8 protein-coding genes and 3 rRNA genes are annotated in these 14,335 nt (G+C 66.4%); 7 read left to right on the plus strand and 4 right to left on the minus strand.

All coding sequences use genetic code 11. The annotated features are described in order from the left end of the window. Positions 1 to 139: 139 nt before the first annotated feature. The 3 genes from ACH9D2_RS02300 (at position 140) to rrf (ending at position 5,741) form a co-directional block, all read left to right on the plus strand. Positions 140 to 1,665: ribosomal RNA gene (locus ACH9D2_RS02300) — 16S ribosomal RNA — on the plus strand. A 634-nt stretch (positions 1,666 to 2,299) separates the two neighbouring features. Continuing rightward, positions 2,300 to 5,432, plus strand: a 23S ribosomal RNA gene (locus ACH9D2_RS02305). A gap of 192 nt (positions 5,433 to 5,624) precedes the next feature. Further along, positions 5,625 to 5,741, plus strand: a 5S ribosomal RNA gene (rrf, locus tag ACH9D2_RS02310). Together the 16S, 23S and 5S rRNA genes form the textbook arrangement of a ribosomal RNA operon. Before the next feature lie 141 nt (positions 5,742 to 5,882). Here the strand turns inward: rrf and ACH9D2_RS02315 are convergent. From ACH9D2_RS02315 to ACH9D2_RS02325, 3 genes are read right to left on the minus strand one after another with little or no spacing between them, the layout of a single operon-like run. Continuing rightward, on the minus strand, positions 5,883 to 7,556 hold the full coding sequence (locus ACH9D2_RS02315) for an FAD-linked oxidase C-terminal domain-containing protein (protein ID WP_396361143.1): 1,674 nt from the start codon (positions 7,554 to 7,556) through the stop codon (positions 5,883 to 5,885). A 40-nt stretch (positions 7,557 to 7,596) separates the two neighbouring features. Continuing rightward, the gene (locus ACH9D2_RS02320; protein ID WP_396361144.1) at positions 7,597 to 8,382 is read right to left on the minus strand and encodes a 1-acyl-sn-glycerol-3-phosphate acyltransferase; all 786 of its coding nucleotides are present in this window, start codon (positions 8,380 to 8,382) and stop codon (positions 7,597 to 7,599) included. Beyond that, on the minus strand, positions 8,379 to 9,167 hold the full coding sequence (locus ACH9D2_RS02325; RefSeq protein WP_396361145.1) for an SDR family NAD(P)-dependent oxidoreductase: 789 nt from the start codon (positions 9,165 to 9,167) through the stop codon (positions 8,379 to 8,381). The genes ACH9D2_RS02320 and ACH9D2_RS02325 overlap by 4 nt, the downstream gene beginning before the upstream one ends. A 147-nt stretch (positions 9,168 to 9,314) precedes the next feature. Here ACH9D2_RS02325 and ACH9D2_RS02330 point away from each other — a divergent pair, with 147 nt between their 5' ends. Beyond that, positions 9,315 to 11,573, plus strand: a complete 2,259-nt coding sequence (locus ACH9D2_RS02330; RefSeq protein ID WP_396361146.1) for an HAD-IB family hydrolase — start codon at positions 9,315 to 9,317, stop codon at positions 11,571 to 11,573. A 38-nt stretch (positions 11,574 to 11,611) separates the two neighbouring features. Next, entirely contained in the window at positions 11,612 to 12,187 is a 576-nt protein-coding gene (locus ACH9D2_RS02335; RefSeq protein ID WP_396361147.1) for a TetR/AcrR family transcriptional regulator, read from the plus strand. A gap of 22 nt (positions 12,188 to 12,209) precedes the next feature. On the opposite strand, the gene ACH9D2_RS02340 is transcribed toward ACH9D2_RS02335, so the two are convergent. After that, positions 12,210 to 13,487: a DUF4032 domain-containing protein gene (locus ACH9D2_RS02340; RefSeq protein WP_396361148.1), complete on the minus strand. Its 1,278-nt coding sequence runs from the start codon at positions 13,485 to 13,487 to the stop codon at positions 12,210 to 12,212. 8 nt (positions 13,488 to 13,495) lie between these two features. Between ACH9D2_RS02340 and ACH9D2_RS02345 the strand changes: the two genes are divergently transcribed. Next, positions 13,496 to 13,885, plus strand: coding sequence for a hypothetical protein (locus ACH9D2_RS02345; protein ID WP_396361149.1), 390 nt, complete (start codon positions 13,496 to 13,498; stop codon positions 13,883 to 13,885). Between the two features lie 220 nt (positions 13,886 to 14,105). Next, a complete protein-coding gene (locus tag ACH9D2_RS02350; RefSeq protein WP_298586407.1) occupies positions 14,106 to 14,309 on the plus strand; it encodes a hypothetical protein in 204 nt (67 codons plus the stop codon). Positions 14,310 to 14,335 lie beyond the last annotated feature (26 nt).

Below are 14,335 nucleotides of genomic sequence, written 5' to 3' on the forward strand. Positions count from 1 at the left end.
GGTCTGTTGTTTGAGAACTCAATAGTGTGCCATGTTTGTTGATACCGGATGTTTTATTCGGTTGATTGGTTGTCGCCGTTCCGCCTCCGTGGGGTGGTGGCAGCATTTTCAGCCGGGGTTTGATGTTTTCGTTGTTTTTTTGACGGAGAGTTTGATCCTGGCTCAGGACGAACGCTGGCGGCGTGCTTAACACATGCAAGTCGAACGATGATGCCCAGCTTGCTGGGTGGATTAGTGGCGAACGGGTGAGTAATACGTGAGTAACCTGCCCTTGACTCTGGGATAAGCCTGGGAAACTGGGTCTAATACTGGATACTACCGTCCATCGCATGGTGGGTGGTGGAAAGGGTTTTACTGGTTTTGGATGGGCTCACGGCCTATCAGCTTGTTGGTGGGGTAATGGCTCACCAAGGCGACGACGGGTAGCCGGCCTGAGAGGGTGACCGGCCACACTGGGACTGAGACACGGCCCAGACTCCTACGGGAGGCAGCAGTGGGGAATATTGCACAATGGGCGGAAGCCTGATGCAGCGACGCCGCGTGAGGGATGACGGCCTTCGGGTTGTAAACCTCTTTCAGTAGGGAAGAAGCGAGAGTGACGGTACCTGCAGAAGAAGCGCCGGCTAACTACGTGCCAGCAGCCGCGGTAATACGTAGGGCGCAAGCGTTGTCCGGAATTATTGGGCGTAAAGAGCTCGTAGGCGGTTTGTCGCGTCTGCTGTGAAAGCCCGGGGCTCAACCCCGGGTCTGCAGTGGGTACGGGCAGACTAGAGTGCAGTAGGGGAGACTGGAATTCCTGGTGTAGCGGTGAAATGCGCAGATATCAGGAGGAACACCGATGGCGAAGGCAGGTCTCTGGGCTGTTACTGACGCTGAGGAGCGAAAGCATGGGGAGCGAACAGGATTAGATACCCTGGTAGTCCATGCCGTAAACGTTGGGCACTAGGTGTGGGGGACATTCCACGTTTTCCGCGCCGTAGCTAACGCATTAAGTGCCCCGCCTGGGGAGTACGGCCGCAAGGCTAAAACTCAAAGGAATTGACGGGGGCCCGCACAAGCGGCGGAGCATGCGGATTAATTCGATGCAACGCGAAGAACCTTACCAAGGCTTGACATTCACCGGACCGCCTCAGAGATGGGGTTTCCCTTCGGGGTCGGTGGACAGGTGGTGCATGGTTGTCGTCAGCTCGTGTCGTGAGATGTTGGGTTAAGTCCCGCAACGAGCGCAACCCTCGTTCTATGTTGCCAGCACGTGATGGTGGGGACTCATAGGAGACTGCCGGGGTCAACTCGGAGGAAGGTGGGGATGACGTCAAATCATCATGCCCCTTATGTCTTGGGCTTCACGCATGCTACAATGGCCGGTACAAAGGGTTGCGATACTGTGAGGTGGAGCTAATCCCAAAAAGCCGGTCTCAGTTCGGATTGAGGTCTGCAACTCGACCTCATGAAGTCGGAGTCGCTAGTAATCGCAGATCAGCAACGCTGCGGTGAATACGTTCCCGGGCCTTGTACACACCGCCCGTCAAGTCACGAAAGTTGGTAACACCCGAAGCCGGTGGCCTAACCCCTTGTGGGAGGGAGCCGTCGAAGGTGGGACTGGCGATTGGGACTAAGTCGTAACAAGGTAGCCGTACCGGAAGGTGCGGCTGGATCACCTCCTTTCTAAGGAGCCGTTGACCGCCGTGTGGTGGTCGCCCCCGCCTCAGTGCCCGTTCGTGGTGCTGGTGGGGTGAGCTCATGGGTGGAATATCAACGAGCAAGTGGCCGCTTCGCCTTTTCGTGTCCTGGTTCGCCGGGGTGTGGAGGGGGTGCCGGCCCGGTGTCGTCCTAGTACCTGCTGCTGGTCGTGAGCTTCGTTCTCGCGTGCTGGTGGTGGTGGAAGGGGTGGCTGCCGGGGTGGTCGGGGTGGTCCGTGGTGCACTATTGGGTCCTGAGACAACAGGCCCCGTCGCGGTGGGTTCTGCTGCTGTCCTCCTGTTCGGGGGGTGGTGGTGGGTCCGGTGTGGTGGGGTGTGGTGTCGGGTTCCCGGTGTCCTGCCGGTGGGTGGTTCTCCTTTGGGGGACCGGCCGCCAGGGTGTGGGATGTGCGGGTTGTTGTTTGAGAACTGTATAGTGGACGCGAGCATCTTAAGAACGGGTGCCGCAGGTGCGCGGGCGTTCTCGTCCTCCTTCGGGGGGTCGGGGCTCTCGTGCGGTTGTGGTGCCGTGTTCGTGATTGATCGCCGGAAACGCCGCTGCCGTGCTCCTTTTCGAGGGGGTGTGGTGGTGGTGGTATTCGGTGTGTTCTGTGATCATGTGGCAAGTTTTTAAGGGCGCACGGTGGATGCCTTGGCATCAGGAGCCGATGAAGGACGCGGTAATCTGCGATAAGCCTCGGGGAGCTGATAAACGAGCTGTGATCCGAGGGTCTCCGAATGGGGAAACCCCGCCGCGTGTTATGCGTGGTGACCCGCACCTGAATTCATAGGGTGTGTGGAGGGAACGTGGGGAAGTGAAACATCTCAGTACCCACAGGAAGAGAAAACAACAGTGATTCCGTCAGTAGTGGCGAGCGAACGCGGAAGAGGCCAAACCGATGGTGTGTGATACCCGGCAGGGGTTGCATCATCGGGGTCGTGGGGCACGTCGTCCCGGGTCTGCCGGCCCGGGCGTGTGAGTGCAGGACGATAGTCGAACCGGTGTGAGTGCCGGACCGGAGAGGGTGGGAGTCCCGTAGACGAAATCGTTGCTGCCGCACGGAGCGTGTACCCAAGTAGCACGGGGCCCGAGAAATCCCGTGTGAATCTGCCAGGACCACCTGGTAAGCCTAAATACTACCTGATGACCGATAGCGGACCAGTACCGTGAGGGAAAGGTGAAAAGTACCCCGGGAGGGGAGTGAAATAGTACCTGAAACCGTGTGCCTACAAACCGTCGGAGCCCTACAAGGTGACGGCGTGCCTTTTGAAGAATGAGCCTGCGAGTTAGTGTTACGTCGCGAGGTTAACCCGTGAGGGGTATCCGTAGCGAAAGCGAGTCTGAATAGGGCGAGTGAGTGGCGTGATCTAGACCCGAAGCGAAGTGATCTACCCATGGCCAGGTTGAAGCGCGTGTAAGAGCGCGTGGAGGACCGAACCCACTTCAGTTGAAAATGGAGGGGATGAGCTGTGGGTAGGGGTGAAAGGCCAATCAAACTTCGTGATAGCTGGTTCTCCCCGAAATGCATTTAGGTGCAGCGTTACGTGTTTCTTGCCGGAGGTAGAGCTACTGGATGGCCGATGGGCCCTACAAGGTTACTGACGTCAGCCAAACTCCGAATGCCGGTAAGTGAGAGCGTAGCAGTGAGACTGTGGGGGATAAGCTTCATAGTCGAGAGGGAAACAGCCCAGACCACCAACTAAGGCCCCTAAGCGTGTGCTAAGTGGGAAAGGATGTGGAGTTGCTTAGACAACCAGGAGGTTGGCTTAGAAGCAGCCATCCTTGAAAGAGTGCGTAATAGCTCACTGGTCAAGTGATTCCGCGCCGACAATGTAGCGGGGCTCAAGTACACCGCCGAAGTTGTGGCATTGCACCAATGATACCCAACCAGGGCACATGATCCTGGTTCAGGTGGTGCGATGGGTAGGGGAGCGTCGTGTGGGCAGTGAAGCTGCGGGGTGACCCAGTGGTGGAGCCCACACGAGTGAGAATGCAGGCATGAGTAGCGAATGACGGGTGAGAAACCCGTCCGCCGGATGATCAAGGGTTCCAGGGTCAAGCTAATCTGCCCTGGGTCAGTCGGGACCTAAGGCGAGGCCGACAGGCGTAGTCGATGGACAACGGGTTGATATTCCCGTACCGGCGAAGAACCGCCCATACCGAACCGGGGACACTAACCACCCGAACCGGGCCATGCGGTGACCATTGGTCATCGCCGGCTCCGGGGAGCGTGGGACCTGAACCGGGGAGGTAAGCGTATTAACAGGTGTGACGCAGGAAGGTAGCCGAGCCGGGCGATGGTAGACCCGGTCTAAGCGTGTAGGGCGACCCGTTGGCAAATCCGCGGGTCACATGAGCCTGAGACGTGACGGGACCCCCATTCGTGGGGGGATTCGGTGATCCTATGCTGCCGAGAAAAGCATCGACGCGAGGTTCCAGCCGCCCGTACCCCAAACCGACACAGGTGATCAGGTAGAGAATACTAAGGCGATCGAGAGAATCATGGTTAAGGAACTCGGCAAAATGCCCCCGTAACTTCGGGAGAAGGGGGGCCCCGACCGTGGACACCACTTGCTGGTGCGAGCGGGTAAGGGCCGCAGAGACCAGGGGGAAGCGACTGTTTATCAAAAACACAGGTCCGTGCGAAGTCGCAAGACGATGTATACGGACTGACTCCTGCCCGGTGCTGGAAGGTTAAGAGGACCTGTTAGCCTCACGGCGAAGCGGAGAATTTAAGCCCCAGTAAACGGCGGTGGTAACTATAACCATCCTAAGGTAGCGAAATTCCTTGTCGGGTAAGTTCCGACCTGCACGAATGGAGTAACGACTTCCCCGCTGTCTCAACCATGAACTCGGCGAAATTGCAGTACGAGTAAAGATGCTCGTTACGCGCAGCAGGACGGAAAGACCCCGAGACCTTTACTATAGTTTGGTATTGGTGTTCGGTGTGGCTTGTGTAGGATAGGTGGGAGACGGTGAAGCGGGCACGCCAGTGCACGTGGAGTCAACGTTGAAATACCACTCTGGTCACTCTGGACATCTAACTTCGGCCCGTGATCCGGGTCAGGGACAGTGCCTGATGGGTAGTTTAACTGGGGCGGTTGCCTCCTAAAGAGTAACGGAGGCGCCCAAAGGTTCCCTCAGCCTGGTTGGCAATCAGGTGTCGAGTGTAAGTGCACAAGGGAGCTTGACTGTGAGAGCGACAGCTCGAGCAGGGACGAAAGTCGGGACTAGTGATCCGGCGGTACATTGTGGAATGGCCGTCGCTCAACGGATAAAAGGTACCTCGGGGATAACAGGCTGATCTTGCCCAAGAGTCCATATCGACGGCATGGTTTGGCACCTCGATGTCGGCTCGTCGCATCCTGGGGCTGGAGTTGGTCCCAAGGGTTGGGCTGTTCGCCCATTAAAGCGGTACGCGAGCTGGGTTCAGAACGTCGTGAGACAGTTCGGTCCCTATCCGCTGCGCGCGCAGGAAATTTGAGAAGACCTGTCCTTAGTACGAGAGGACCGGGACGGACGAACCTCTGGTATGGCAGTTGTACCGCCAGGTGCACCGCTGCTTCGCTACGTTCGGAAGAGATAACCGCTGAAAGCATCTAAGCGGGAAGCTCGCTTCGAGATGAGATTTCCAGGCACCGATCGGTGCGAGAGGCCCCCAGCTAGACCACTGGGTTGATAGGCCGGAGGTGGAAGCACGAACCAACGACGTGTGCAGCCGACCGGTACTAATACGCCGACAACTTACACCACACCCCCACCCCCCAACACTGTTGGGACCACCGGTGGGGACACCACAGAACACCGCGTCCACTATACGGCTCCCAACCAACAACCCGTTGGCCAGGAACCACCCAGCAGCATCCACAACAGATGACTGTGACCAGATTTCCCCCCCACCACCACCGCTCCGGCGGTGGGCGGCACCCGGGGGGAGACAGAGTTACGGCGGTCATAGCGTGGGGGAAACGCCCGGTCCCATCCCGAACCCGGAAGCTAAGACCCACAGCGCCGATGGTACTGCACCCGGAAGGGTGTGGGAGAGTAGGACACCGCCGGACCACACCCAAGGGTCGAGCCCCCGACACACCGTGTCGGGGGCTCCCCGCATTTAACCCCCCACCCCCCCCGGGGGGGGCACCAGCACGGTTCAGGCCCCCACCCTCACGGTGGGGGCCTGAACCCGTCCAGGACCGGAAGGATCAGCCGACGATCTTGCCGGGATTGAAGTTGCTCCCGGGATCCGCCGCGGCGAACAGGCTGCGCATGAGCTGCACGCCCTCGGGGGAGACGTCCTGCTCCATCCAGGAGCTGTGCTCGAGGCCCACTCCGTGGTGGTGGGACAGCGTCCCGCCGGCGTCGATGAAGGCCTGCTGGACCGCGCCCTTGATCACCGCGTACTCCCCGTGCGGGTCATCGCCGATCTCGTAGCCGAAGGTGAAGTAGAGGCAGGCGCCGGCGTGGTACGAGTGGGACATGTGGGACATGATCCACCCGGTCTTGCCCTGCGACTCGAAGGCCCGCTTCGCGGCGTCGTAGACCGCCTGGTGCACGGTGGTGAGCTTGGACCACGGTGCGGCGGTCTCGGAGACGTCGCCGATGGTGTTCTGCTCGAGCAGGAAGTCGCGCAGGTACGGCGTGTCGAACTTCTTCTGGTCGTAGAGCGCACCGGGGCCCGCTCCGAGCACCAGGGCGCCCTGCTTCTTCACGATGCCGGCCACGGCCTTCTTCCGGCGCTCGACCTCCGGCTTGCCGCCCTCGAAGCACACGTAGGCGATGCACATGGCGTCGGTGTCCCAGCCCCGCCGCCGCATGATCTCCCACAGCAGGTCCTGGCCCTTGGCCGTGACCTTCTTCTTCAGGGTGGCGGGGGCCTTCTGGGTGGACAGGGAGAACGCCGTCTCGTGGGCGTCGGAGACGCGGGCGAAAGTGGTGCTCACGCCCGACCGCGCGATACCGCGCATCGCGGTGAGCGCCTGCTGCCACGTGGGGAACATGTAGGCGATGACCTCGCGGTGCTCCGCGATGCGGTGCACGTGCACGTCGAGCTGGGTGATCACGCCCAGGCGGCCCTCGGAGCCGATGATCATCTCCCGCAGGCTCGGACCGGTGGAGGTCGAGGGAAGAGGGCGCAGCACCACGGTGCCGCCGGGGCGCACCACCCGCAGACCGCGCACGATGTCGGCGATGTCCCCGTACTTGTCGGACTGCATCCCCGAGGAGCGCGTGGCGGCCCAGCCGCCGAGGGTCGAGTGCGTGAAGGAGTCCGGGAAGTGGCCCAGCGTCCACCCGCGGGCGTTGAGCTGCTCCTCCATGTCCGGGCCCAGCACGCCGGCCTGGATGGTGGCGAGTCCGGAGGTCTCGTCCAGGGAGAGCACCTGGTTCATCCGCCCCAGATCCAGTGAAACGATCATTCGTTCTTCATGGGGGTCGGGCTGGAGGCTGCGGGAGATGCTCGTGCCGCCGCCGAAGGGGATGACCACGAGGTCCCGCTCCACGGCGAGCCGCAGCACCTGGGCCACTTCGTCCTCGGTGCCGGGGTACACGACGACGTCGGGCACGCGCGCGAAGTCGCCCGCCCGGGTGAGCAGCAGCTCGGTGACGGACTTGCCGGCCCAGTGCACGACCCTCAGCTCGTCGTCCAGTGTCAGGTGCTCGGCCCCGGTGACGGCGGCCAGCGACTCCAGGAGGGCGTCGTCGGCCCGGGAGGCGGGGACGCGCACCGTGGAGAAGTCGATGGTGTCGCGCTGCCGCGGCCGCAGGTCCACGTCCAGGGCGCTCTTGACGAACGGGGCGAAGGCAGGCTTGTTCGCGTACTCGAAGTGCACGCCTTCTTCGCCCCACCCCCACCACTTCATGTGCTTCACGTGTGCCATCTGCGCAGTACTCTCCTGGTTCTCGGGGGGTGGTGGTGCTTCAGACGTCGATGCGCGGACGGTGCTCGGCGTAGAGTGCCCGCACCGAGGACTCGATGCGGTCGTTGAACGACGACGTGGGCTCCTTCGGCCGCGCGGCCAGCGGCTCGCCGACGGCCACCACCACTCGGGGGCGGCCGCGGCGCGGCCAGCGCGCGCCACGCGGCATCGCCTCGTAGGCCCCGATCAGGGCGACGGGGACCACCGGAACGCCCACGGCCTTGGCCAGACCCGCCGCCCCGATCTTGAAGGACCCCATCTTCCCCGTGCGGGACCGCGTGCCCTCCGGGAAGATCAGCAGCGGGACGCCCGCCTTGAGCAACTGCTTGGAGAGCCCCCGGTTCGCCCCGGTGCCTGTCCGGTCCACCGGGAAGGCGTTGAAGATCAGCTCGGTGAACAGCCTCTTGTGCGGAGCCGTGAAGAAGTAGTCCGCGGCCACCCCGGTCGCGAGGTCCCGGCGGATGCGCCGGGGCACCGAGCCCAGGACCAGGGGCGCGTCGAGGTGGCTCGAGTGGTTGGCCACCACGATGCACGCCCCGTCGAGGGCGTCGGCCGCGGGGTGGGTCACCACGGACCGGCGGACCGTGCGGTACGCGAGGCCCTGCAGGAACACTCTCTGGGCGATCCGCCGGGCGAGGCGACGCCGCGGGTCGAGGAAGCGGTCGGGGCTCAGCTGCGCGGAGGACGCGGGCGGCGCCTCCGGCGAGGCCTCGGGGGAGGAGGCTGCGTTGCCGCCGTCGATCGAGCGCTGGACCGGTGCGGGGTCCCGGGGGTCGCGGCGGGTCACGAGCCGGCCGCCCGTTCCTTCTGGCGGGCCGAGGCGACCAGCCCCGAGAGCCGGCGCACGGCGGAGCGCGGCAGGTGGCGCAGGACGAACCCCAGGAGCCGGTAGCGCTTGGCGGGCATCGAGAGCACCTTGCCGCGGGCGACGTCGTCGAGAGCCTCCTCGACCACGCGCTCGGGGGTGAGCCACATGAAGGACGGGATCGAGGTCCCGCTGATGCCTGCGCGCTCGTGGAACTCCGTGCGCACCCAGCCGGGCAGCAGGGCGGTGACGTGGACGCCCGTCCCGTCGAGCTCGACGGCCAGGGCTTCGGTGAACGCGGTGGTGTAGGCCTTGATCGCCGAGTACGAGCCCATGGTGACCAGTCCCGCGGTGGAGGAGACGTTGATGATCCAGCCGGAGCCGCGCGTCGTCATCGCCCGGGCCGCCGCGGAGGAGAGGACCAGCACCGCCCGGCACATGACCTCGAACGCACGGTCGTGGGCACCGGTGTCCGGGTCGGCGAAGCGCGTCTTCACGGAGAACCCGGCATTGTTCACGAGGACGTCCACGGGGCGCTCGGGGTCCTCGACGCGGGCGGCGACGCGGTCCACGTCGGCGCGGTCGGAGAGGTCCGCGGGCAGGATCTCGACCGGCACGCCGTGCTCCGTGCGCAGCCTGGACGCCGTCTGCTCCAGGCGGTCCGCGTCGCGGGCCACCAGGACGAGTGCGTTTCCCCGGCGGGCCAGGGCCTCGGCGAACGCGGCGCCGATGCCGGACGTCCCCCCGGTCACGAGAGCGGTAAGCATGAGATCTAGGCTACACTACGGTAGCCGTAGCGCAGTCGGGTGCGGTCCGCTCGCGGGGCGCCGTCGTCGTCCGCAGGGCGGGTTCCGCCCGCAGCCCCCACCTGCTCCGCACCGGCGGCGGACCAGCACACCACCGGAGGAACCCCGTTGACCGAGACCCCCACCACGCGCGTCCTGCTGACGGGAGCCACCGGCTTCCTCGGGCAGGCGGTGCTCGAACGGCTCCTGTCCGCCCACGACGGGGTGCACGTCACCGCCGTGGTCCGGCCGAAGGGCAGCATCAGCGGTGAGCAGCGGCTGCGGCAGCTGCTGCGCAAGCCGGCCTTCCGCACCTGGCGGGAGGCGGTGGGCGACGACGAGGCCAAGCGGGTCTTCGCGGAGCGCACCGCGGTGATCGAAGGAGACCTCTCCGCCCTCGCGGAGATCACGGAACCGTTCGACGTGGTGATCCACTCCGCCTCCACCGTGTCCTTCGACCCGCCGATCGACGAGGCCTTCAGCACGAACGTCGGCGGCGCCACCGGTCTCTACGACGCGCTCCTGGCCTCCGGACAGGACCCGCACGTCATCCACGTCTCCACCTGCTACGTCGGCGGGATCGCCAAGGGCCTGCGCCCCGAGGCACCGGTGGACCACGACGTCGACTGGGCCGCCGAGTTCGAGGCCGCCCAGCGGGCGCGCGACGAGGCCGACATGGCCTCCCGGACCCCGGAGCGGCTGCAGGCCGTCATCGACGACGCCACGGCGGACCACGGCAAGGAGGGCCCCAAGTCGGTGGCCCGTGCCGCGGAGGCCGCGCGCGAGGACTGGGTCCGCACCCGCCTCGTCGAGTACGGCCGCACCCGGGCGCAGTCCCTCGGCTGGACCGACATCTACACCTTCACGAAGGCCCTGGGCGAGCGCGTCGCCGAGGAGAAGTGGGCGGGCGGCGGCCACCGCCTCTCCGTGGTCCGCCCCTCCATCATCGAGTCCGCGCTGCGCCACCCGTACCCCGGCTGGATCGACGGCTACAAGGTGGCCGACCCCCTGATCATGGCCTACGCCAAGGGCGCCCTGCCGGAGTTCCCGGGGCTGCCCGACTCCGTGCTCGACGTCATCCCCGTCGACTTCGTGGTCAACGCGATCGTGGCGCTGGCCACGGACGGGCACCGCGAGCCCTCGGGCACGGTCACGCCGGACGGTCAGGCGGACCCCGCCGCCGCGTACTACCAGGTCTGCTCGGGCGCCTCGAACCCGCTCCCGTTCCACCAGATGTACGAGAACGTCCGCTCCTTCTTCCTCGCCCACCCGCTCGAGGACGCCGAGGGCAGGCCCATCCGCGTGCCCGAGTGGAAGTTCCCCGCCAACAACGCCGTGGAACGCTCGCTGGCGGTCAAGGAGAGGCTCTCCGCGGTGGGCGGCCGGCTCACCTCGGCGCTGCCCGCGACCTCCCGCACCCGCGAGTGGGCCAACTCCATGCACCGCATGCAGTCCGGCCTCGGTTCCCTGCGCACGTACGTGGACCTCTACCAGTCCTACACGCGCACCGAGATGATCTTCGACGACGCCAGCACCCGGCAGCTCAACGACTCGCTGCCCGCCGGCACGCCCGAGGACCGGACCTTCGACGCCCGGTCGATCGACTGGGCCGACTACTGGCAGAACGTGCACCTGCCGGCCCTGACCACGATGACCAAGGCCTACGGCCGGCTCCAGGCGGCGTCCAAGCGGCGCAACGCGTCCAGGCGGGGGCTCAGCGAGGGGACGGACGTGCTCGCGGTCTTCGACCTCGAGGGCACCGTCCTGAACTCCACGGTCATCCGCCAGTACCTGCAGCTGCGCCGCCGGACGCTCCACCTCGCGAAGTGGCCCGCAGAGGTCGCCGACCTGGTCTCGAACGCCCCGACCTACCTGAAGGCCGAGAAGCGGGACCGCGGGGAGTTCATCCGGGCGTTCATGCGCCGCTACCAGGGCGTTCCCGCCGGGACCGTGCGGGAGCAGGTGGCCGGTCCGCTCGGCCAGGACATGCGGCGCCTCCTGCGCCCCGGTGCCCTGACCCGGATCGAGGAGCACCGCGCCGCGGGGCACAGGACGGTGCTGGTCACGGGGTCCATCGACCTGCTCGTGGAGCCGATCGCCCACCTCTTCGACGAGGTCGTGGCGGGCCGGATGGACGAGCGCGACGGCGTGATGACCGGCTACCTCGCCACGCCGCCCCTGGTCGACGAGGCGCGGGCCCAGTGGCTCAAGAAGTACGCCGAGCAGGGCGGCTACGACCTCACCCGCTCCTACGGCTACGGGGACTCCCACGCGGACGCCAGCTGGCTGCTGCTCATGGGCCACCCCTACACGGTCAACCCCGACCTGCCCCTGTACCGGCTGGCCCGGAAGAACCACTGGCCCATCGAGGACTGGAAGACCGCCTGAGCGCACGGGCGGCGGACGGCGAGCAGGAGGGCGCACCGATGGGCGACGACGACCGGACCGATCCGCGGACCGTGACCACCGACAAGAAGATCACCGCGGCGGCACTCGCCCTCCTCCGGGAGGGCGGGCCGCACCGGGTGAGCATCGAGGCGGTCTCGGCGGCCTCCGGGGTGGCCAAGACCTCGATCTACCGCCGCTACGCGAACAGTCTGGAGATGCTCGAGGGCGCCCTCGAGGACGCCATGACCACCTACTCGCCGCAGCGGCCGAGCGCCCCCGCGAGCTGGGACGAGGGTCTCGCCGAGGCGCTGGACTTCCTGCTCCACGACATGGGCATCGGGGTGGCGGTCTCGCTGCTGAGCGACCCGGACTCGGAGACGTCCCGGATCCTGCGGGCGCACCTGGTCCGGCCGCGCGTGGAGCGGCTCAAGGAGCTCCTCGCCGCGGAGACGGCGGCGGGACGGCTGAGCCCGGACCTCGACGTCGACGTCGTCCTCGACTTCGTGCTGGGTTCCGCCTACTCCCACGTGGCCCGGTACGGGAGTCTGGGCGAGGACTGGCCCCGGCGGGTGCACCGGGCCCTGACCGGCGTGCTCGAGGCGCACCGGCCCTGACCCGTCCGGGACGGCTCCCGGCTCAGAAGACCTCCCGCTCGTCCGGGCGCCCGGCCAGCTGCGAGGCCACGTAGTCCTCGACCGCCTGGTGCGTCGCCACGTCCTTGCCGGCGCGCTCGGAGAGGAACCACCGGTGCTCGAGCACCTCGTGCACGATCTCGGCGGGCTCGAGCTTGCGGCGCATCGGCGGGGTGACCGCCGCCATGATCGGGGAGAAGACCTCGCGCATCCACAGCTGGGCCACGAGCTCCTCGGGCAGGCCCGGATAGAGGTCCTGCCCGAGCTGGGCGATGTCGGTCAGCAGTCTGCGCGCCTGGTTCTCGTGGGCGCTGAGACCGGTGAGCCGCTGCAGGCGGCGGGTGTGGTGGCCGGGCTCCACGACCTGGGGGCGCAGCCGGATCCGCCCCTCCACGGTGTCCATGGAGGCCTCCTCGACGTCGAAGCCGAGCTCGTTGAGGCGCCGCACCCGCTCCACCACGCGCCAGCGCTCGTCCATGCTGAAGGACTCCTCGACCGTCAGCTCGCGCCACAGGAAATCGTAGGTGGCGACGAGCCGGTCGGAGACCTCGAAGGGGTCCACCACGTCCGCGATGTCGTGTCCCTCCTCCACGGCCCCGGCGAGCAGGTCCATGATCTCCCCGGCCACGTTCGTGCGGGCCAGCTCGATGTCGTACCCCCGCTGGCCGCTCGTGAGCTCGGGGTGGATCTCGCCCGTCTCCGCGTCCACCAGGTAGGCGGCGAACGCGCCGGCGTCCCGGCGGAACAGCGTGTTGGAGAGCGAGACGTCGCCCCAGTAGAAGCCGGAGAGGTGCAGCTGCACGATCAGCGAGGCGAGCGCGTCCACGAGCCGCTCGACCGTGGCTGCGCTGGGGCCGGCGGAGAAGATGGCGCGGTAGGGCAGGGAGAAGCTCAGGTGGTCGGTCACCAGGGCAGCAGGCAGGAGCTCGCCGTCGGGGGAGTAGCGGTCCGTGACCACGGAGTCCGGCACCACGGACGGGATGCCCATGCGCTGCAGCCGGCGCAGGGTGGCGTACTCGTGCCGGGCGTAGTGGGGGACGGTTTCCTTGACGGCGACGACCTTGTCGCCGGCGTGGGCGAAGCGCACGACGTGCCGGGAGATCCCGCGGGGCAGGGCGGCGAGGACGTCCTCGGGCCACTGCTCGAGGGGGGTGTCCCACGGCAGTTCCAGGAGCACCGGGTCCGGGAAGGCCGTCTGGATGGACACGTTCCCGGACCGTCCGCCGCGGGCGGAGTCGTTCTGGGGCGCGAGGGGGAAGTGTGGGCCGAGAGAACCCTTCATACCGGGTCATGCTAGCAACCGGTGCGGCCCCGGTGCCGCCGCGGGCCCTCCCGCACCCGATCCCCGCGATGCTCAGGGTGGTGAAGGTGTCGATCGAACAGCGCGTCCACGCGCACTGCGCCGGGCTCTCGTCCCAGGAGCAGAGGGCCGCCGATCTGGTCCTGGACCACCTGGACCACCTGGACGACCTCGCCCCGTACGGCTCGGCGGGGCCGGCGCAGATGAGCGGCGTCTCGCGTGCCGCGCTCTGCCGGCTGTACCGGCACCTGGGCTTCGAGTCCTTCACCGACCTCCGGGGACTGCCCGCACCCCTGTGCCAGCAGGGCGTGCCCCTCGGCCCGGACTTCCGACCCGCAGCTGTGCCAGCCCCCGGAGCAGGAGCTCGTGGACGTCGGTGAGGGCGATGTCGTCGTCCTGCTGGGCTTTCCGGCGGCGTCCCCGCGGGTTCGAGCGACTGGTGGGCCGTGCGGCCGAGCTCTGCGAGGAGCTGGACCTGCGCTGAGGCCGACGGTGGCGGTGGACGCCCGGTGCGTCGCGGGGATCCGTCGGCTAGAATTCGTCAGTTGGCTGATCAATCCGGGCCGGGAACGGCCCGGTCCGTACCGAAAGGAACCCGCCATGCACGATCCTCAGGCGCTCGCCCAGGCGGAGACGCATCTCATCCACGTGCTCGAGCACTCCGATCCTCCGCGCGACGCCAGCCGGTACAACGTGACGGCCGCCGCGCAGGCCTACCACGAGCGCACCGGCAACTGGGACGTCCGGGACGCCGATCCCGAGCTCGTCGAGCAGGTGCTCGCCGACCACCCCGCCCGCGACTGATCCGGCTGCGGACGCGCCACGGCGCC

The sequence above is a fragment of the Kocuria rhizosphaericola genome (genome assembly GCF_044462205.1).
Lineage (GTDB): Bacteria > Actinomycetota > Actinomycetes > Actinomycetales > Micrococcaceae > Kocuria > Kocuria rhizosphaericola.

Excerpts from the sequence above, each read along its gene's own strand:
- ACH9D2_RS02315 (WP_396361143.1), bottom strand. The coding sequence starts at position 7,556 with ATGGCACACGTGAAGCACATGAAGTGGTGGGGGTGGGGCGAAGAAGGC.
- ACH9D2_RS02325 (WP_396361145.1), bottom strand. The coding sequence starts at position 9,167 with ATGCTTACCGCTCTCGTGACCGGGGGGACGTCCGGCATCGGCGCCGCG.
- ACH9D2_RS02335 (WP_396361147.1), top strand. The coding sequence starts at position 11,612 with ATGGGCGACGACGACCGGACCGATCCGCGGACCGTGACCACCGACAAG.
- ACH9D2_RS02340 (WP_396361148.1), bottom strand. The coding sequence starts at position 13,487 with ATGAAGGGTTCTCTCGGCCCACACTTCCCCCTCGCGCCCCAGAACGAC.
- ACH9D2_RS02345 (WP_396361149.1), top strand. The coding sequence starts at position 13,496 with ATGCTAGCAACCGGTGCGGCCCCGGTGCCGCCGCGGGCCCTCCCGCAC.
- ACH9D2_RS02350 (WP_298586407.1), top strand. The coding sequence starts at position 14,106 with ATGCACGATCCTCAGGCGCTCGCCCAGGCGGAGACGCATCTCATCCAC.